The sequence below is a fragment of the Flavobacterium granuli genome (genome assembly GCF_031456055.1).
Lineage (GTDB): Bacteria > Bacteroidota > Bacteroidia > Flavobacteriales > Flavobacteriaceae > Flavobacterium > Flavobacterium granuli_A.
The window spans coordinates 383,994-404,216 of sequence record NZ_JAVDTX010000004.1; the positions used below are offsets into that span (position 1 = coordinate 383,994).

At 34.7% G+C, this 20,223-nt stretch carries 19 protein-coding genes; 11 read left to right on the top strand and 8 right to left on the bottom strand.

Annotation, left to right across the window (positions count from 1 at the left end):
* The first annotated feature begins 76 nt into the window (after positions 1-76).
* The 6 genes from J2W95_RS10580 to J2W95_RS10605 all read left to right on the top strand — a co-directional run bounded on the left by J2W95_RS10580 (position 77) and on the right by J2W95_RS10605 (position 7,001).
* Positions 77-649 carry a DUF3109 family protein gene (locus tag J2W95_RS10580; RefSeq protein ID WP_310006729.1) on the top strand — a complete coding sequence of 191 codons (573 nt, stop codon included), beginning with the start codon at positions 77-79 and terminating at the stop codon, positions 647-649.
* Between the two features lie 262 nt (positions 650-911).
* Complete coding sequence (locus tag J2W95_RS10585; RefSeq protein ID WP_310006731.1) at positions 912-1,892, top strand: ribonucleotide-diphosphate reductase subunit beta; 981 nt, start codon at positions 912-914, stop codon at positions 1,890-1,892.
* A 144-nt stretch (positions 1,893-2,036) separates the two neighbouring features.
* On the top strand, positions 2,037-2,165 hold the full coding sequence (locus J2W95_RS10590; protein WP_310006733.1) for a hypothetical protein: 129 nt from the start codon (positions 2,037-2,039) through the stop codon (positions 2,163-2,165).
* Positions 2,166-2,179: 14 nt separating this feature from the next.
* On the top strand, positions 2,180-4,603 hold the full coding sequence (locus tag J2W95_RS10595; protein ID WP_310006735.1) for a ribonucleoside-diphosphate reductase subunit alpha: 2,424 nt from the start codon (positions 2,180-2,182) through the stop codon (positions 4,601-4,603).
* A gap of 224 nt (positions 4,604-4,827) precedes the next feature.
* Complete coding sequence (locus J2W95_RS10600) at positions 4,828-5,532, top strand: AAA family ATPase (RefSeq protein WP_310006737.1); 705 nt, start codon at positions 4,828-4,830, stop codon at positions 5,530-5,532.
* A gap of 125 nt (positions 5,533-5,657) precedes the next feature.
* Positions 5,658-7,001 (top strand): deoxyguanosinetriphosphate triphosphohydrolase, encoded by a 1,344-nt coding sequence (locus J2W95_RS10605; RefSeq protein ID WP_310006738.1) that lies wholly within the window; start codon positions 5,658-5,660, stop codon positions 6,999-7,001.
* A gap of 71 nt (positions 7,002-7,072) precedes the next feature.
* On the opposite strand, the gene J2W95_RS10610 is transcribed toward J2W95_RS10605, so the two are convergent.
* Positions 7,073-8,083 carry a DUF3078 domain-containing protein gene (locus tag J2W95_RS10610; RefSeq protein ID WP_310006740.1) on the bottom strand — a complete coding sequence of 337 codons (1,011 nt, stop codon included), beginning with the start codon at positions 8,081-8,083 and terminating at the stop codon, positions 7,073-7,075.
* Positions 8,084-8,123: 40 nt separating this feature from the next.
* The gene (locus J2W95_RS10615) at positions 8,124-9,908 is read right to left on the bottom strand and encodes a 1-deoxy-D-xylulose-5-phosphate synthase (protein ID WP_310006742.1); all 1,785 of its coding nucleotides are present in this window, start codon (positions 9,906-9,908) and stop codon (positions 8,124-8,126) included.
* Positions 9,909-9,946: 38 nt separating this feature from the next.
* Between J2W95_RS10615 and J2W95_RS10620 the strand changes: the two genes are divergently transcribed.
* Complete coding sequence (locus J2W95_RS10620; RefSeq protein WP_310006744.1) at positions 9,947-10,390, top strand: nucleoside deaminase; 444 nt, start codon at positions 9,947-9,949, stop codon at positions 10,388-10,390.
* A gap of 64 nt (positions 10,391-10,454) precedes the next feature.
* Complete coding sequence (locus J2W95_RS10625; RefSeq protein WP_310006746.1) at positions 10,455-11,216, top strand: SIMPL domain-containing protein; 762 nt, start codon at positions 10,455-10,457, stop codon at positions 11,214-11,216.
* Between the two features lie 128 nt (positions 11,217-11,344).
* Here J2W95_RS10625 and J2W95_RS10630 read toward each other — a convergent pair whose 3' ends face one another.
* A complete protein-coding gene (locus J2W95_RS10630; RefSeq protein WP_310006870.1) occupies positions 11,345-12,211 on the bottom strand; it encodes a DMT family transporter in 867 nt (288 codons plus the stop codon).
* 108 nt (positions 12,212-12,319) lie between these two features.
* Here J2W95_RS10630 and J2W95_RS10635 point away from each other — a divergent pair, with 108 nt between their 5' ends.
* A complete protein-coding gene (locus J2W95_RS10635) occupies positions 12,320-12,700 on the top strand; it encodes a heavy-metal-associated domain-containing protein (RefSeq protein ID WP_310006748.1) in 381 nt (126 codons plus the stop codon).
* A gap of 60 nt (positions 12,701-12,760) precedes the next feature.
* Here J2W95_RS10635 and gldD read toward each other — a convergent pair whose 3' ends face one another.
* From gldD to mutY, 4 genes are all read right to left on the bottom strand, one after another.
* Positions 12,761-13,324, bottom strand: a complete 564-nt coding sequence (gene gldD / locus J2W95_RS10640) for a gliding motility lipoprotein GldD (protein ID WP_310006750.1) — start codon at positions 13,322-13,324, stop codon at positions 12,761-12,763.
* 7 nt (positions 13,325-13,331) lie between these two features.
* Entirely contained in the window at positions 13,332-14,627 is a 1,296-nt protein-coding gene (locus J2W95_RS10645; RefSeq protein ID WP_310006752.1) for a gliding motility-associated protein GldE, read from the bottom strand.
* A gap of 23 nt (positions 14,628-14,650) precedes the next feature.
* The gene (locus J2W95_RS10650; protein ID WP_310006754.1) at positions 14,651-15,091 is read right to left on the bottom strand and encodes a single-stranded DNA-binding protein; all 441 of its coding nucleotides are present in this window, start codon (positions 15,089-15,091) and stop codon (positions 14,651-14,653) included.
* Between the two features lie 219 nt (positions 15,092-15,310).
* Complete coding sequence (gene mutY, locus J2W95_RS10655; RefSeq protein ID WP_310006756.1) at positions 15,311-16,348, bottom strand: A/G-specific adenine glycosylase; 1,038 nt, start codon at positions 16,346-16,348, stop codon at positions 15,311-15,313.
* A gap of 133 nt (positions 16,349-16,481) precedes the next feature.
* On the opposite strand from mutY, the gene J2W95_RS10660 reads away from it, so the two are divergent.
* Together J2W95_RS10660 and J2W95_RS10665 are read left to right on the top strand one after the other, a co-directional pair.
* A complete protein-coding gene (locus J2W95_RS10660; RefSeq protein WP_035634379.1) occupies positions 16,482-16,772 on the top strand; it encodes an HU family DNA-binding protein in 291 nt (96 codons plus the stop codon).
* A gap of 391 nt (positions 16,773-17,163) precedes the next feature.
* Positions 17,164-18,708 carry an Rne/Rng family ribonuclease gene (locus tag J2W95_RS10665; protein ID WP_310006762.1) on the top strand — a complete coding sequence of 515 codons (1,545 nt, stop codon included), beginning with the start codon at positions 17,164-17,166 and terminating at the stop codon, positions 18,706-18,708.
* A 125-nt stretch (positions 18,709-18,833) separates the two neighbouring features.
* On the opposite strand, the gene J2W95_RS10670 is transcribed toward J2W95_RS10665, so the two are convergent.
* Complete coding sequence (locus J2W95_RS10670; RefSeq protein WP_310006764.1) at positions 18,834-20,216, bottom strand: M16 family metallopeptidase; 1,383 nt, start codon at positions 20,214-20,216, stop codon at positions 18,834-18,836.
* Positions 20,217-20,223: the final 7 nt, after the last annotated feature.

The following is a 20,223-nucleotide window of genomic DNA, read 5'->3' on the forward strand; positions in this document are numbered from 1 at the left end:
GTTAATTAGACTGGTTAGTGAGCTTATGTTTGAGTGAATGGTTTTTATTTCTTGAATCTTTGGTTACCTTTGCAAAATGTTTCAACTAGGAAAAACCATCGTATCAGAGGATATACTCGAAAAAGAATTTGTTTGTAATTTGTCAGCTTGCAAAGGAGCTTGTTGCGTCGATGGCGATGCTGGAGCGCCGTTGAGTTTGGCAGAAACAAAGATATTGGAGGAAATATATCCAAAAGTAAAACCATTTTTAAGAAAACAGGGAATTGAAGCCATAGAAGCTCAAGGAACTTGGGTAAATGGTGCGGATGGGGATCTTGAAACACCTCTAATTGACAATAAAGATTGTGCCTACGTCATTTTTGACGGAAAAACAGCTCTTTGTGGAATTGAGCAAGCTTATAATCAAGGTATAATAGATTGGAAAAAACCTGTTTCTTGTCATTTATATCCAATACGTGTTAAAGATTTCACTGAGTTTGCAGCTGTCAACTATGACAAATGGGATATTTGTGATGCTGCCTGTTCTTTAGGGCAGGAACTCGAAGTTCCGGTATACAAATTTGTCAAGGAAGCCCTTATTCGTCGCTTTGGTGAAGACTGGTATTTGGAACTTGAAAAAGTGGCTGAAGACTTAAAAAAAGGTTTGTAAAATCTAACACTAATTTCTATTTCTGATCTTTTAAAATTTCTATATTTTACTGGAGTTTACTTCTTTTTGTAATAATTAAAGTATTGTAAATCAATATGTTAATTATGTGATAATAAAATAAGGAATTTTTCTTATTTGTTAAAAACTATGAAGGATTGTGAATAAGTTTGGCTTTTAATAACCGCATTAATTCACAATCTTTGTAATTCAGATTTCAGATCTATTTTCAGTATAAAAATCAAAAAAAAACAAACACAATCAAATGTCTCAAATAGAACCAATTTTACAAGAAAATAAGAATCGTTTCGTGATTTTTCCTATCAAGCACCAAGATATTTGGGAGTTTTATAAAAGTATGGAAGCTAGTTTCTGGACTGCTGAAGAAATTGATTTGTCGCAAGATTTAAATGACTGGAATAATAAGCTGAGTGATGACGAACGTTACTTTATAAAACACATCTTAGCCTTTTTTGCAGCTTCTGATGGAATTGTAAATGAAAATCTTGCTGAGAATTTTGTTAATGAAGTGCAATATGCTGAAGCTAAATTTTTCTATGGTTTCCAAATTATGATGGAAAACATTCATAGTGAAACCTATTCACTTTTGATTGATACCTATGTAAAAGACGAGACCGAAAAGTCAGATTTATTCAATGCTTTGGATGTTTTTCCTGCCATTAGAAAAAAAGCAGACTGGGCTTTAAAATGGATTGAATCTGATTCTTTTGCAGAAAGACTTATTGCTTTTGCAGCGGTAGAAGGAATTTTCTTTTCTGGTGCATTTTGTTCTATTTATTGGTTGAAAAAACGTGGATTGATGCCAGGTTTGACTTTCTCTAATGAGCTTATTTCTCGTGACGAAGGAGTTCACTGTGATTTTGCTGTGCATTTACACAATCACCATTTGATTAATAAAGTACCAAAAGAAAGAATAAGAAGCATTATTGTTGATGCCTTGAATATCGAAAGAGAGTTTATTACTGAATCACTTCCAGTAAGTTTGATTGGAATGAATGCAGGTTTAATGACTCAATATTTAGAATTTGTTGCCGATAGATTATTAGTAGAATTGGGTTGTGACAGAGAATACAATGTTGCCAATCCGTTTGATTTCATGGATATGATTTCTCTTCAAGGAAAAACTAATTTCTTTGAGAAAAAAGTTGCTGAATACCAAAAATCAGGGGTTAAAGTTACCGAAGGTGGCGATTCCCAAAAAATTAGCTTTGATGCCGATTTTTAGAATGCAGTTTTGAATTTCAAATATTTTCTATAGTATTTGATAATATTAAAAAAAATAAAGAATAATTATAATTAAATAGTTTTTGTAAGATCCCCAAATCTAAAAAAAAACTAAGTTAATTCAGCCTGATTAATTTCAGGACAAATGACGGCGTTTTGTTTCATTTCATTTTATGCGATGAAACAAAATATCGAAATGGCTTATGGATTGACTATGAGTAAAAAAATGGATTATGAATTCCTACTATTCGTAAATCACAATTCATTAATTTAAAAATTGATAAAAGTATGTTTGTAGTAAAAAGAGACGGTCACAAAGAGCCTGTAATGTTTGATAAAATTACAGAGAGAATCAAAAAGTTATGCTACGGCTTGAATGAATTGGTAGATCCAGTTAAAGTTGCTATGCGAGTTATTGAAGGTTTGTATGATGGGGTTTCCACATCTGAGCTTGACAATCTTGCTGCTGAAACTGCTGCGTCAATGACTATTGCTCATCCGGATTATGCACAATTGGCTGCTCGTATTGCAATATCAAACTTACATTCAAATACCAAAAAATCATTCTCGGAAACGATGAATGAAATGTATCATTATATCAATCCAAGAACGAACCAAGAATCGCCTTTATTAGCCGAAGAGGTTCATAAAGTGATTATGGAAAATGCTGAATATTTGGATTCACATATTATCTATAACAGGGATTTTAACTACGATTATTTTGGTTTTAAAACACTGGAGCGTTCGTATTTATTGAAAATAAACGGAAAAATTGTAGAGCGTCCACAACATATGTTGATGCGTGTTTCTGTGGGGATTCACCTAGGTGATTTGAAATCAGTATTGGAAACTTACGACTTAATGTCCAAAAAATTCTTTACTCATGCAACGCCTACTTTATTCAATGCTGGTACTCCAAAACCTCAAATGTCTTCTTGTTTCCTTTTGGCAATGCAGGATGACAGTATTGACGGTATTTATGATACTTTAAAACAAACAGCAAAAATCTCGCAATCAGCAGGTGGAGTTGGACTTTCTATTCATAATGTTCGTGCAACAGGTTCTTACATTCGCGGTACAAACGGTACTTCAAACGGAATTGTACCAATGTTGAGAGTGTTTAATGATACTGCTCGCTATGTGGATCAAGGAGGAGGAAAAAGAAAAGGAAGTTTTGCTATTTATATTGAAACTTGGCATGCCGATATTTTTGATTTCTTGGATTTGAAAAAGAATACAGGTAAGGAAGAAATGCGTGCAAGAGATTTGTTCTTTGCAATGTGGACTTCAGATTTATTTATGAAACGTGTACAGGAAGATTCTACTTGGACTTTAATGTGTCCTAACGAATGTCCTGGTTTGTATGATGTATATGGTGATGAATTCGAAGCTATGTATACTGATTATGAATTTAGAGGAAAAGGTAGAAAAACCATCAAAGCGCGTGAATTATGGGAGAAAATTCTAGAATCTCAAATTGAGACTGGAACTCCTTATATGTTGTATAAAGATGCAGCAAACAGAAAATCAAACCAAAAAAATCTAGGTACTATTCGTTCTTCGAATTTATGTACTGAGATTATGGAATTTACTTCAAGTGATGAGGTAGCGGTTTGTAATTTGGCTTCTATTTCGTTGCCAATGTTCGTTGAAAACGGAAAATTCAATCACCAATTATTATACGATGTTACCAAACGTGTGACTCGAAACTTGAACAGAGTAATCGACAGAAATTACTATCCTGTAAAAGAAGCTGAAAATTCCAATATGCGTCACAGACCAATTGGTCTTGGAGTGCAAGGACTTGCCGATGCTTTTATAATGTTGCGTTTGCCTTTTACAAGTGATGATGCCAAAACATTAAACCAAGAAATATTCGAAACCCTTTATTTCGCAGCTTGTACCGCATCTATGGAAATGGCAATCGAGGAAGGACCATATTCTACTTTCAAAGGATCTCCAATGTCAAACGGAGAGTTTCAACACAACCTTTGGGGAATGAAAGACGAAGAATTATCAGGAAGATGGGACTGGGCTTCGCTTAGAAAAGAAGTAGTGAAAAACGGTGTTCGTAACTCATTATTAGTTGCGCCAATGCCAACAGCTTCGACTTCTCAAATTTTGGGTAACAATGAAGCATTCGAACCATATACTTCTAATATTTACACAAGACGTGTATTGTCTGGAGAATTCATTGTGGTAAACAAACATTTATTACATGACTTAGTAAGACTTGGATTGTGGAATGAGAACTTGAAACAAGAAATCATGCGTCACAACGGATCGGTTCAAAATATTGATATCATTCCGCAAGACTTGAAAGAATTATACAAAACCGTTTGGGAAATGTCAATGAAAGACATTATTGATATGTCTCGTCAAAGAGGATATTTTGTAGATCAGTCACAATCATTGAACTTGTTTATGCAAGATGCCAATTATTCTAAATTGACTTCAATGCATTTCTATGCTTGGCAATCTGGTTTGAAAACAGGAATGTACTACTTAAGAACCAAAGCAGCTGTAGATGCGATTAAATTTACGCTAAACAACGATAAAAAAGAGGAAGCAATTCCAGAATCTAAACCACAAGCTAGAGTTCTTGAAGCGGTGGAAGTAGATGCAACTCCAATGAGTACCGAAGAATACAGAGCAATGATTGAATTAGCTAAAAATGCTGGTCCTGAAGATTGCGAAATGTGTGGATCTTAATTAGAAAATAGATTTTAGAATAAAGAGAAACAGCTGTCAGTAATGATGGCTGTTTTTTTTTAGGAGCTATTTCCCGCTTTCCGTTGCAATCTTTTTATTTTTAAAGAAAAAATAAAAAGGATTTCCACTTTAATCGGGGCTAAAAGACATTCGTTTCCATAATTAAATTTGTCTAAATTTGCGGGATTCATTTCTGAAGAAGCAATATTTAAAAACCATTTCCCTTGAGTTTATTATATTTTACAGACCGAAGCATTGTTCATCTTGAAGATGTAGTATTCAATGAAGCCGTTTCAGAGCAAATCAATCAGTTCTTGAAGGAATATCAATTCCGTCAGGTTTTGGAGCAATACGAGTTGCCTGTGGTCAATAAAATATTGTTGCACGGCAAAACAGGCTGTGGCAAAACAATGACTGCCAAAGCGATTGCAAGAAAACTGGACAAAAAGCTAATCATTGTCAATCTCTCCCGAATTGTTTCTTCCAAATTAGGGGAAACCTCCAAAAATATTGAAGGATTATTCAAAGAAGTGCAATACGAAAGTTCAGTTTTATTCTTCGATGAATTTGATTCCTTGGGTCAAATACGGGATTATGACAACAAAGACAGTACGGAGATGAAGCGGGTGGTGAACTCGATTATTCAGTTAATTGATAATTTTCCCAATCGTTCAGTATTATTGGCCGCTACCAACCAAATCCAGATGATAGACGAAGCCCTGGTACGCCGCTTTGAAATGGAACTAGAATTTACCGCTCCGACCAAAGATGTTTTGGATAATTACTACACAAAATTGCTTTCCAAATATCCTGTGGAATTTCAGGAAGTAACCCGAATCTATGATGTTACTTTTGCGGAAGCGAAAAATCATTTACTCAAAGAAGTGAAAAATAACATCATTCAGGCAGAGATTAAAAAACAACAATAACTTCAAGTTGAATAGTATGTAATTCGAAGGTTTTGGTACAAAAACATTTGTTGATTGTAAAATTACTTTTGTTTTTAAAATCTATCTATTTCTCTATCTTTGAAAACAAATCCGAAAAATACATCATGAACTGGGAACAACTATTATCACTAAAACGACAAGGAGATACAGGCAAAAGACTAAGAATCGAGCAAGATGAAACCCGTTTGGGATTTGAAGTCGATTATGACCGAATCATATTCTCGTCTGCTTTTAGAAGTTTACAGGACAAAACACAGGTGATTCCGCTTTCCAAAACCGATTTTGTGCACACTCGTTTAACACACAGTTTGGAAGTTTCGGTTGTTGGACGTTCTTTGGGACGATTGGTTGGAAAAAAAATATTAGAAAAATATCCACATTTACAAGAAGTTCACGGTTACCAAATGAATGATTTTGGAGCTATTGTTGCCGCGGCATCTTTGGCACACGATATCGGAAATCCACCTTTTGGACATTCTGGAGAAAAAGCCATTGGGGAGTATTTTTCGATAGGAAATGGATTGAAATACAAAGATCAATTATCAGCCAAAGAATGGCAAGACCTGATTGATTTTGAAGGAAATGCCAATGGATTTTCGGTTTTGAATAGTTCGCGTCCTGGTGTTGAAGGCGGGATTAGACTTTCCTATGCTACTCTTGGTGCTTTTATGAAATACCCAAAAGAAAGTTTGCCTAAAAAGCCAACTAAAAACATAGCCGATAAAAAGTATGGTTTTTTTCAAACTGACAAAGCTTTCTTTCAGGAAGTCGCTTCGGATATGGGGATGATAGCCAATAAAACAGGGAATGATATTGGTTTTGAAAGACATCCACTTGCTTATCTTGTAGAAGCAGCAGATGATATCTGCTATACCATAATAGATTTTGAAGACGGAATCAACTTAGGTTTGGTTTCCGAAGATTTTGCTTTGGAATATTTAATCAAATTGGTAAAAGACAGCATTGATACTTCAAAATACAAGACACTAGAAACCAAAGAAGATAGAATCAGTTATTTACGCGCATTGGCAATCGGAAGTTTAATCAACGATGCCGTAAAAGTTTTTGTTGAAAATGAAGAGGCTATTTTACAAGGAAAATTCCCTTTTTCCTTAACGGATAAAAGCAAGTACAAAGCCCAAATGGACGATATAATCAAAATCAGTGTGAAAAATATCTATCAAAGCCGTGAAGTGGTGGAGAAGGAAATCGTTGGTTACCAAATCATACAAACGCTTTTGGATAAATTCGTAACGGCTTTCAATAATAAATACGAAGGAAAAATGTCCAATTATGATAATCTTATCTTGAAAATGCTACCCGAAAAACATCATTTGGAGAAAGAAAATCTATACGAAAGATTGCTTCATATTTGTCATTTTGTTTCGATGTTGACAGATGGGAATGCGTTGTTGTTTTATAAAACAATAACTGCAGCTAAAAGTTAGATAAAGAAAGAAATGTTTAAATAAAATGTCCTCAAACAACAAACTGTTTGAGGGCATTTTATTTTTTTGATTTAAAAAACATATTCAAGGCCTATTCCTAATACTTGTTTTAGCTGTACTTTTGCGCCTTCATTGATTTTTACGCCGTTTTCTTCTTTAATGACATCAATATCTTCATCGTAAACTAAATTGCATCCTACATTCGCTTTTACATATTCATTTACGATTAAATCAGCATATAATTGCCAATCAACATCAATATTGCCAAAATTATTCAGATAATCAGTGTACAAGCTTAGGCGATTTTTTATTGTAATATTGGTAAGGATTTCTCTTTCGAAATAAGAAGATACTAGTATGCCAAGTTCTGTTTTCGATTGTTCTCCTTTGGAAATTATATTTCCTTCTTCATCATAAACAGCTTTTTTTACACCATATGCGCCGGAATCAGCCAAAGTTTGATCAAGTACCACTGTGTTCTTTAATGTTAATGGTGATAAATAGACATTTAGTTTTTCGGGTTTATAAATGTATTCAGACCCAATACCTAAAAAGGTGTAGGCAGGAGCAAATGGTTTTGAAATAGGATCTTTGGTATTTGGATAATTGTATCCATCAGTGAATTGGGTATTGAAGTTAAATTTTGCAGAATGATACCAATTCGATAAAGTATCCTTTCTATATCCATATGTGGAGTTTATTTTAAAAACATCATCTGTTTTTCTGAGTTCAACTCCCTCTTGTTTGTTCATACCATACCTGAAAATAAGTTCATTTGACCACATTTGATTATCGTCTTTATAATCTCGTTGAAGATGACCTCTTACTAGCCCTGTTATGGAGCTGGTACCCCCAGCACTCCAGTTAACAAAGGCAATTTCTGAAATGTCTATTCCTAAAATGTTTTTGTTTGACCAATATGAAATAGTGTCCGGTTTTGAAGTTATGATGGTTGTTAGAGCCTGATCAATCTTGTTTTCGTTTATGTTATCTGGCTTACTGGTGATTATTTTAATTTGTGAGAAACCACATATCGAAAACAATAAGAATAAAACAGCAATTGGTTTGGTTAGAAAAGTCATAATAGTTCAGAGGTATTTTAAGTTTGCAAAATAGTTAATTTCAATAACTTGAAAAAATTATTTCTAAACTATCAACGGAAATTTTGCAATATTGTTGTAGCTCATCAATAGAACCTTGTTCAATAAAGACATCTGGAATTCCCAAAATATTTATTTTGGTAGTATTATAGCTATGAGTTGCTGCAAATTCCAGAATTGCACTTCCAAATCCACCTTTAATGACTCCGTCCTCAACAGTTATAATGTTTTCGAATTGATTAAAGATAGTGTGAAGTTCTTTTTCATCTAATGGTTTGACAAAAGGAAAATCATAATGTGCAAAATTTTCCGGGCTTTTTGTTCTAGCTAGGGCTAATGTGACATTGTTCCCAATTGCACCAGTAGATAAAACAGCTGTTTTTGATCCACTATTCAGGAGTTTTGCCTTTCCGATTTCGATTTTTTCGTATTTGCCTAAATGCAATCTTTGCCAATCATTGGTCACGCCTCTTCCTCGTGGATAACGAATGACAATGGGATGATTTAAGCCTAATTGCGCAGTATATAAAATGTTTTGTAAATCAATCTCATTTAGAGGTGCATAAATTATCATGTTTGGGATACAGCGCAAGTAAGCCAAATCAAAAACTCCGTGATGCGTGGCGCCATCTTCGCCAACCAAACCTGCTCGGTCAAGACAAAAAATAACAGGTAAATTTTGTAAAGCCACATCGTGGATTATTTGATCATAAGCTCTTTGTAAAAAAGTAGAATAAATATTGCAATACACGATCATTCCTTGGGTAGCCATTCCAGCCGATAACGTAACAGCGTGTTGTTCTGCGATTCCAACATCAAAAGCGCGTTTAGGAAAGGCATCCATCATAAATTTCAAAGAACTTCCCGAAGGCATTGCAGGAGTAATCCCAACAATTTTTTCGTTCTTTTTAGCTAAATCCAAAATGGTTAACCCAAAAACATCTTGGTATTTTGGAGGTAAATTTTCTTCCGATTTTGGTATGATTTCGCCGGTTGTGGCATCAAATTTACCAGGAGCGTGGTATTTCACCTGATTTTCTTCGGCTTGTTGAAGGCCTTTGCCTTTGGTGGTAATTAGGTGTAAAAATTTGGGACCTTTTATTTTTTGCAAACGCTTTAATTCTTTGATCACCGCAAAAAGATCATTACCGTCAATCGGTCCCGAATAATCGAAATTCAGTGACCGAATCATATTATTTTGTTTCGGGTTTTTCCCTTCTTTTACTGAAGTGAGATATTTTTTGAGAGCACCTACACTCGGGTCAATTCCGATTGCGTTATCATTGAGGATTACCAATAAATTTGCATCGGTAACTCCTGCGTGATTCAGTCCTTCAAATGCCATCCCTGATGCTATCGAAGCATCGCCAATGACTGCTATGTGCTGTTTTTCGAAATCGCCTTTTAAATTGGAGGCAATTGCCATTCCCAGAGCCGCAGAAATAGAAGTGGAGGAGTGGCCTACGCCAAAAGTGTCATAAATACTTTCGCTTCTTTTTGGAAAACCGGAGATACCACCCAATTGGCGGTTGGTATGAAAAATGGTTCTTCGTTCGGTCAGGATTTTATGTCCGTAGGCTTGATGCCCAACATCCCAAACCAATAAATCCTCAGGAGTGTTAAAAACATAATGCAAAGCAATCGTGAGTTCCACCACGCCGAGACTAGCGCCAAGATGACCTTCTTTGGTGGCTACAATATTGATTATAAAATCGCGCAATTCTTGAGCCAATTGAGGAAGTTTAACTTCGTCTAGTTTGCGTAAATCGACGGGATTGTTGATATGTTCAAGTAAATAGTCAGGCATAAAGCAAATGTACGAATTGAATTCTTATTTTTGTAACTATGATAAATCCTTTCACCGACGAGTATTTCATGAAGAAAGCTTTGCAGGAAGCCGAAATGGCTTTTGACAAAGGCGAAATTCCTGTGGGAGCCGTTATTGTGGTTAATAATACAATTATTGCCCGAGGCCATAATTTAACCGAATTGCTTAATGATGTCACAGCCCACGCCGAAATGCAGACCATTACCGCTGCAGCTAATTTCCTTGGTGGGAAATACCTCAAAGATTGCACACTTTACGTAACACTGGAACCTTGCCAGATGTGCGCCGGCGCTTTGTATTGGAGCCAAATTACGAAGATTGTTTATGGAGCTAGCGATGAAAATCGTGGTTTTGTGAAAATGGGAACTAAATTGCATCCCAAAACCGTTGTTGTTAGGGGTGTTATGGCCAATGAGGCTTCAGAGTTGATGAAGCGATTTTTTTCTGCTAGAAGAAAGTAAAATTCGAAATTAAATATAATATTTTACTTATATTTGTTTGGCTAACTAATTAATTTTTAACTATATGGAAAGTAAATTAAAATCATCAATAATTATTTGTCTTGGAATAATTGTAACGGGTTGGATATTAGGAAGTTCTTTTCAAAACAGAAATAAAAATTTGGATGCAATATCCGTAATTGGTTTAGGAACAAAGGATTTTGTTTCAGATGAAATATTATGGTCTGGCAGTTATACTGCTGCAAACATGGATATTAAAGAAGCTTACAGTAAGATCATATCCGACCAAAAAATTGTTTCTGCTTTTTTTGTTAATAAAGGATTTAAATCTTCAGAGTTTAGTTTTGGGGCTGTTAATTTTCAAAAAAAATACCGTCAAATTACTATTGAAAATTCTGAAAATCAATATGATAAAAAACACGAGCAAATATTTGACGGTTATCAAGCAACACAATCTATTGTATTTGTAGCCAAGAAAAATCCAGATTTGATGAAACGGATTGAATTAGTCTCTAGTAAAACTTCTGAATTAATTAATTCAGGAATTGAATTAACTTCCAATACGGTACAATATACATATTCTGGTTTGCCTAGCTTGAAACAAAGCCTGATTGAAAAAGCAACCAAAGACGCAAGTGAACGTGCTAATAAAATTGTAAAAACGGCCAATGGTACAATTGGAAAACTTAAAAATGCGAGCATGGGAGTTTTTCAAATAACAGGACAAGGCTCAACAGAAGAAGATAGTTATGGCGGAATTAATGATACTGAAAGTAAAAATAAAACCGCAAGAATAACAGTTCGATTAGAATATGAGTTGGATTAATAAAGAGTGATTTCTATTGAAAACGAATTTTATAGCCTAGATAGTAACAGAAATCCTTTTTATTTTTCTCAAAAAAAAACAGAATGCATGTAGCAGAATTTAGAAAGTAGAAATCAGATATCTAAATTCTACTTTTTAGCGGATAAATAAACGCCAACCAAAATTACAAAAGCGCCAATACATTGAACAAATGTCAATACTTCATTGTCAAGTAATCCCCAGAAAAAAGCAACAATTGGAATTAAGTAAGTTACCGAAGTTGCAAAAACAGGTGACGAAGCCTGGATTAATTTAAAGAATATTACATTGGCAATTCCTGTCCCAACCACTCCCAGAATCAATATAAACCAAAGGGAATGTTGTACTTTTTCGACATGAATCACATCAAAAAAATCAGAGAAAAACAAAATTCCCAAAGCAGGAAAAAGCAAAATTAAAAAATTCCCAGTCGTAATGCTCAAAGGCGTCAAGTCCGATAAGTATCTTTTGATTAAATTGACGTTTACAGCATAACAAATAGATGCAATCAAAACCAGAATGGCATAATAGTAATTTTGTTCGGGATGGTTTACTGCTCCGTTAAAAACCAAAAGCATACTCCCCAAAAGGCCAATGATTACTCCCCAGATTTGACTTCTTCTGAAAGTAATCCCAAAAAAAGCGGCTCCTAAAATTAATGTATTTAGCGGTGTCAAAGAATTTAAAATCGCAGTAATCGAACTGTCGATTTGGGTTTCGGCTATGGCAAAAAGATAAGCTGGGACAAATGTTCCGAAGAGTGAAGTCAGCGCAATATATTTCCATTGATGATGTGGAATCTTCAACAAACTTTTAAACCCAATCAACAACAGAAAAAGTGCTGCAAAAATAATGCGCAAAGATCCCAATTGAAAAGCAGTCAATCCAATTAATCCTTTTTTTATCAATATAAAAGAACTTCCCCAAATTAGGGATAAAACTAATAAATATATCCACTTCAACTGCTTTGTCATAATAAACACTATTTTGCTGCAAAATTGTGAAAATTTTAAAAACTTCCACCTCTTTTTTCATTAATTTTGTAGCCAATCACAAGAAAATAAATCAATTAAAATAATAGCATAATGAATTTTACAAAATCAATCGCAATTATAGCGCTTTCAGGATTGCTTTTTGCAAGCTGTAAAGATAGCAAGGCTGAAGTTAAAGCCGAAACCGCTTCAAATGAAGTAGCAGCCCCAAAAGTTAAAAAAGAAATTGCTGCTGCCAATCTGCAAACTGCAAGCTTCAATATCGAAGGAATGACTTGTGCTGTTGGTTGTGCTAAAACAATCCAAGAAGAATTAACTGGATTGGATGGAGTGCAAGAGGCCAAAGTAGATTTTGACAAAAAACTGGCAACTGTGACTTTTGACAAAACCGTTCAAACTCCAGAAAACTTAACTAAAGTAGTTCAAGAAACTGGTGACGGAAAAACATATAAAGTTTCTAATATCAAGTCTTAAACAGACTGGTTTTCTATAAAAAAAAGCATTCGTTATTGGCGAATGCTTTTTTTATGCTCTTTATTTCCATTTTATGGTTTCCATCAGTCGCTGCATATCATTTTTGATATAACTCGCCGCCGGCATAATGGAATCAAAATTGGGTTTGGCATAAAAATAAACCGAACCCGTAACAAAATGCTTAATGCTGTCAGTTGCGTAAAATTGTGAATTGGTAGCCGCATTTCCATCGACCTGATAAAACATTCCGTATACTTTTTTATCAGGGTTTAGATAAGGTTGTTCTAAGATATCATCCGCTTTGATGACGTGCTCGTATGTTAATTTTTGGGCATCCCTAAGCAGGTTTTTTATGTTGCCGTTTACTGGCTTGTAGGTCAGGTAAATCGTTGCTTTCATCTTTGGATACGTAATTGAGTATCCACAATCTTTGTCCTCTTTTACAATTGCTTTGGAATTCATGTCAAATTCAAATGGGCAATGACCTTTTAGGGAAACATATTCCGCCTCGGGGTAATCTAACCTTAAATAACTGGCTGGTTTAGGTAAAACATCTTTTTTACATCCAACTACAGTATAAAAGAATGTAAAAAGTAGCGCTATAGCTGTGATTTTTTTAAGCATTTTAATTTTATTCAATCGTTACTTTAATTTGTTTAACACGTTTTTGGTCCGCCGATTCGATGACAAACGTACAGTTTTCAAAAACTATTTTGTGTCCTTTTTTTGGAAAATTGCCTAAAATCTCAAGAATAAATCCTGCCAAGGTTTCTGCTTCTCCTTTTCGTTCTTCAAATAAATCTTCATCTACATCAATAATCCTATAGAAATCCTTTAGGTTTATTTTGCCTTCAAAAATATAATTTTTATCATCAAGTTTAGAAAAATTAACGGGTGCGTCATCATATTCATCACTGATCTCTCCAACTATTTCTTCAATGACATCTTCTAATGAGACCAATCCTGATGTTCCTCCATACTCATCAACCACTATGGCCAAATGGCTTTTTAAGCTTTGAAAATCTTTTAGTAAATTGTCTAGTTTTTTATTTTCGGGAACAAAAAACGGCTCTCTTAACAATGAGGTCCAATCAAACTCGATGTCGTTGATGTACGGAAGTAAATCCTTGACAAACAAAACGCCTTCGATTTGGTCAATATTGTCTCGATAAACAGGAATTCTAGAGAATCCTTTTTCTATTATTTTTGGATAAATTGTTGCAAAAGGCTCGGTGACTTCCAAAGAAAAAATGTCTATCCTCGGACTCATTACCTGTTTGGTGTCAGTGTTTCCAAAAGAAACAATTCCTTCCAGTATTTTTTGTTCTTCAGTCGAAGTTTCATCGGTAGCCGTTAATTCTAAAGCTTGGGATAGTTGGTCTATCGAGAAATTTGATTTTTGTTTCCCTAATTTATTCTGCAAATACAGGGTTATTGAACGCATAGGAATGCTTACTGGTGACAATATTTTATCTAATCCAGAAACGGGATAAGCAATTAATTGGGCAAACTTTATATTGTTTCTGCTGGCGTATACTTTTGGCAAGACTTCGCCAAAAAGCAATAACAGGAAAGTGACTAAAATCACTTCGGTTATGAATTTTAAAACGGGAGATTGTATAGCTGAAAAAAGGTCCTTTCCTACAAAAGAGAACAGAATAACTACGGCAATGTTAATGAAGTTGTTCGCTACTAGTAGTGTAGCTAAGAGTTTTTTTGGTTTTTCCAAAAGGTTGGCTATTATCCTTCCTTTGGAGTTATTCTCCTGAATGGAATCATCTAAATCTTTTTGTGATAAGGAAAATAACGCTACTTCTGCGCCTGAAACTATTGCTGAGCAAAATAGCAAAATAATAATTCCGATAAAACCGAAAATTAAGGTAAGGTCAACTTGAGATGCAATCTCTAAACTGGGCTCTGGGTCCAAATTCTTATAAATTAGTTAAACAATTAAAACGGCAAGTCGTTGATAGGCAAGTCGTTATTTTGAGCGTCAAAGTTAGTGTTTTTTGTGGATTCCGAAGAATTTAATGCCTTATTGCTTTCGGTATCTTTTTTGGTGGTCAAAAAAGTAAACTCAGTTACCTGAATTTCCATTGTATGTTTGGTAGAGCCGTCTTCGGCTTGCCATTGTCTTGATTTTATCCGGCCTTCTACGTAAATCTTATCTCCTTTCGAAAGATATTTTTCGCAGATTTCGGCCGCTTTGTTGCGTACAACTAGATTATGCCATTCTGTCGAAGTGATTTTTTCGTTTGTTGTTTTGTTGACATAGACTTCATTTGTAGCTAATTGAAATCTGCCGATGCAATTTCCTCCGTCGAAATAATGCATTTTGACATCGTCGCCAAGATGGCCTATAAGCATCACTTTATTTAATGATCCATTCATGATTTGGTGGTATTTATATCAAAGGTACATTATTTTTTGAAAACTTTTTTTATTGGATTTTTATAAAATAAATTTAGATAAACACTTTTTCTTACCTTAATATATAACCCTCCAAATTTGACAGTGCGCTACTTCTTCCTTGAATTTGTTTTGCCACAAGCTGCTGAACATTTAGTATTTGTTTGGAAAGCTTCGTCGTTTTTAGCTTCTGTTCAGAATCTACAGCTTCTCTTCAATGAAGTTATGAATCACTATGGGAAATGGAAAAGTTTTGGCTGTTTCGAGATCGATACCATTTTCGATTATGCCTTTTAAACTTACCTTCCAAAACTTGATGTGTAAATGCTGGTGCGATAATTTATGGATGATACTATCTTCATTATATTCTAATAGGCTTTCTATTTTGTTATCCTGGAAAAAGTTTTGATTGATTTGTTGGGCTACGGTTTCGAAATCTTCGACTTTATCGGTTTCGATCAGAGGGAACTCATATAGATTATGCCAAATTCCTTTAGCGGTGCGTTTCTGAATGATAGTGTTCTCTAGATTATCGACGGCTACTATATAATTAAAGAAACGATTGCGGACTTTAGTTTTCTTTGATTTTATAGGCAATTGACCCACTTTCTTCTTTTGCAAAGCGGCACAGCTATTATTAAAGACACATTCTTCGCAATTTGGATTTTTAGGAACGCATTGCAGTGCGCCAAATTCCATTATGGCTTGATTGAATTGTGCTGGGTTATCTTTTGGCATTAGTTCGAAAGCCAATGCAGCGAATTCTTTTTTGGCGGAAGCCTGTGCAATGTCGGTTTCTAGATCGAAATAACGCGAAAGTACCCGAAACACATTTCCGTCGACCACGGGAACACATTCATTATAGGAGAAGGAAGCAATTGCGGCGGCTGTATATTCTCCAATTCCTTTTAGTTTTAGTAAATCGGCATAGTTATCCGGGAAAATGCCGTTCATTTCAAAAGCGATAGTTTGGGCAGTTTTATGTAGATTTCGGGCACGTGAATAATACCCTAATCCTTGCCAAAGTTTTAGAACTTGCTCTTCATTGGCTTTTGCCAAATCAAAAACAGTTGGAAAAGCTGTTGTAAAAGACAGAAAATACGGCGTTCCTTGCGCAACTCTTGTTTGTTGCAGCATAATTTCGGAGAGCCAAATTGGGTATGGATCGGTTGTTTTTCGCCAAGGTAGATCGCGTTTGGTTTGTAAGTACCACTTAATTAATGTGTTGTGAAATTTCATTGTAAAATAATTGTAAACAAAAGTAATTGTTTATGTAATTAAATTTTAACGAATTAGGTTGATTTATTGTTTTTTAAATTCATATATTTGCAAACTCAAAAAAATTATTACAACATAATAAAAAGGAAAGAAAATGACGAAAGCAGATATCGTAGCGAAAATTTCAGAAAAATTAGGTCTTGAAAAAGGGGATGTGCAAGCAACCGTAGAGACTTTTATGAACGAAGTAAAAAACTCACTAGAAACTGGTGATAATGTTTACCTAAGAGGTTTCGGTAGTTTTATCGTTAAAACAAGAGCTGAAAAAACTGGAAGAAATATTTCCAAAAATACCACTATTAAAATTCCAGCACACAACATTCCTGCTTTTAAACCTGCAAAAGTTTTTGTTGAAGGAGTTAAAGTGAACAACGAAGCAAAATAACACTATTAATTAATCATAAAATCTATTAGATATGCCAAGTGGTAAAAAAAGAAAGAGACATAAGGTAGCGACGCACAAACGTAAAAAAAGAGCGAGAGCTAACCGTCACAAAAAGAAAAAGTAGTTTTAAACTACTTTTTTCTTTTTTAAGTTCATTGAAATTTGGAAGAATAGTCCGCAGAATTCAGTTTTTAGAAGGCAGTGTAAAACTGCAGTATAAACTCTTAAAATTGCAATCTATGATTCCTCCCGGGTACAATACCTGTTAAATTATTGTTTAATCCATCTGTAAATAAGATTTCAGATTTCAGATTTCAGATTTTAGACTTTTAAAAGTCTATTCTCTATTATCTATTCTCTTTTATCTAAAAATACAGATAAAAATTTACAAATGAATAAAGAATTAATCATTCGATCTAGTTCTGATTTCGTAGATTTTGCCTTATTAAAAGATGGAAAACTAATTGAATTACACAAGGAAGAAGAGAAAAGCAACTTTCAAGTAGGTGATATTTTTATTGCCAAAATAAGGAAACCCGTTGCTGGACTTAATGCTGCTTTTGTAAATGTTGGCTTCGAAAAAGATGCCTTTTTACATTATCACGATTTAGGACCTAACTTAGCTTCCCAACTGAAATTCATAAAACTTGTAAGCGCAGGTAAAATAAAAGATTTCTCCCTAAAAAACTTTCAGTTTGAAAAAGAAATAGATAAAGATGGTACGATTACAGATGTAATTAGTGCTAATCAATCTGTTTTGGTACAAGTTGTCAAAGAGCCAATATCGACCAAAGGGCCAAGGATAAGCGCAGAGCTTTCTCTAGCCGGAAGATTTATTGTTTTGGTTCCGTTTTCTGACCGAGTTTCTATTTCGCAAAAAATAGAAGACAAAAAAGAAAAGGAACGTTTGAAACGTCTTGTACAATCAGTCAAACCAAAAGGATTTGGCGTTATTGTTCGCACAGTAGCCGAAGGCAAAAGCACAGTAGAATTAGAAAAAGATTTGCAGAACCTGCTCAGCAGATGGAATGCAATGTGTAAAAAATTACCAACTGCTCATCATCCTTCCAAAGTATTAGGAGAGCTCAATAGAGCTTCTTCAATATTGAGAGATGTATTTAATGATACCTTCAGTGGTATTCAGATTGATGATGAAGAGTTGTACAACCAAACAAAGGATTACCTGCAAGAGATTGCACCGTCCAAACAATCAATTGTTAAGTTCTATCAGTCCAAAGACACTCCTATTTTTGAGAAATACAATATAGAGAGACAAATCAAAACTTCATTTGGGAAAACAGTTTCCATGAGTAAAGGGGCTTACCTTATTATAGAACATACCGAAGCTTTGCACGTTATTGATGTAAACAGCGGAAACCGTTCCAATAAAGCTACCAACCAAGAGGATACTGCCATGGAAGTCAATATGATTGCAGCCGCCGAAATAGCAAGACAATTGCGTCTTCGCGATATGGGCGGAATCATAGTAGTTGATTTTATCGATATGTCTAATCCTGAAAATCGTAAAGTCTTATTCGACTTCTTGAGAGAAGAGATGAGTGATGATAAAGCGAAACACAAAATCTTACCACCGAGTAAATTTGGGCTAGTCCAGATTACCAGACAAAGAGTAAGACCAGAAGTAAACATAAAAACTAGAGAGGAAGATCCAAACAATGAAAATGGTGAAATTGAAGCGCCAATATTGATCATTGATAGAATTGCTTCCGATCTGGAAAGAGTTTTAAAAATCCACAATAAAGTAGTGCTTAATGTACATCCATTTGTGGCTGCATACCTCAGTAAAGGTTTTCCATCATTGCGTTCAAGATGGTTTTTTGAACACAAAAAATGGGTAAAAATCATACCGCGTGACGCTTACACGTATTTGGAATATCATTTCTACGATAAAAAGGGAAATGTTATAAAGGAATAAAACAAAAACCGCCTTTCGTGAGATAGGCGGTTTTTTTGTGTGTATTTGCGAAATGTTTCTATAGATAAATCAATATGAATTTTACGAATTAGCAAGCAATTACGTAATCTAGATTGATTTTGTTGTTATAGGGAAGGGGATTTTTCTAAAATTGGTTTTTCCAGAGGATTTCCGTATTTGTCAAAGTGAAACATCGGAATTTTTAGTTTTTCCAATCCAGGAGTTATCTCGGATCCTTTACCTGCAATTACAATTCGGATGTTGTCGATTAGGAAATATTTGTTGGCGACACGTAATATATCCTCAGCGGTTACTGCGCTTATGGTTTGGATGTATTTCTCGTAAAAATCTGCTGGAAGTTTTTCTGTTTCTATGTTTAACGCATATCTTGCAACGGCTTGTGGTTTTTCAACCTGCATCACAAATCTACCAATGTAGCCTGCTTTTACGGTTTCTAGTACTTCTTCGGTTACTTTCTCGGTACGGATTCTTTTAATTTCTTTGATAAATTCAACAACGGCACTATCGGTAACCGCATTTCTTACAGCGGATTTAGCGAAAAATTTGGAAGTGTGTTTCCCAGCGCCTATACTGGATCTAGCGCCATAAGTCCAAGCGTTTTTTTCGCGCAAATTCATATTCAAATAACTATTGAAATCCCCTCCTAGAATTTGATTTGCAATTACGGCAGGGAAAAAATCTGGATCACCCATTTTTAAATTTACAGTATTAACCAGTGTAATTTCAGATTGGACTGCATTAGGCACATCTACCAAGTTGATTTGTAGGTTTGATGTATTTACAGGAATGTCATATGTTGTTTTTGGAGTGTTTTTTTTCTCCCAAGTGCTAAATAGTTTTTCTACGACTACTTTTGCATTTTCGTATTTGACATCGCCAACAATTACTAAATAGGCATTTTCAGGAACGAAGTAGGTTTTGTAATTTGTCTCTACATCGGTAAGTGTTATGTTATTTAATGTTTCTTCGGTCATAAATTCGCCCGAAGGATGATTCTTTCCAAATGCCAAAGCATCTACAACGCGATTTGCAATTGCTGGAACACTTTTTTCTTCGGCTTTCATGCCTTCTATTAGTTTGGCTTTTTCTTTGTCGAAATCTTCTTGAGTGAAATTCGGATGTAAGACACCTTCTGCCATCAGTTCCAAAACTCTTACGCTATATTTGGAAAGAGAATTTGCCGTAGCTCCGTGAGAACTGAAATTTATATCTACACCCCAAAAATCAATCTCTTCATTGAAAGCAGCTTTTGTTGTTATCTTGCTGCCATTACCAATTAAATTACTCGTTAATTCATCAACTCCTTTTTTGTTGCCTTCGGTAAATGGAGCATTGTTTAAGGTTAGATTAAAAGATACTCTTGGTAATTTATGATTTTCTACAATCAATACTTTCATACCGTTATCTAAAACAAAGGTTTGAGGTTTTTTTATATTGATTATGGGTGATTTTCTTGGTTTGGGTTGCGTGCGATCGTTTGCTTGCATAGTTCCT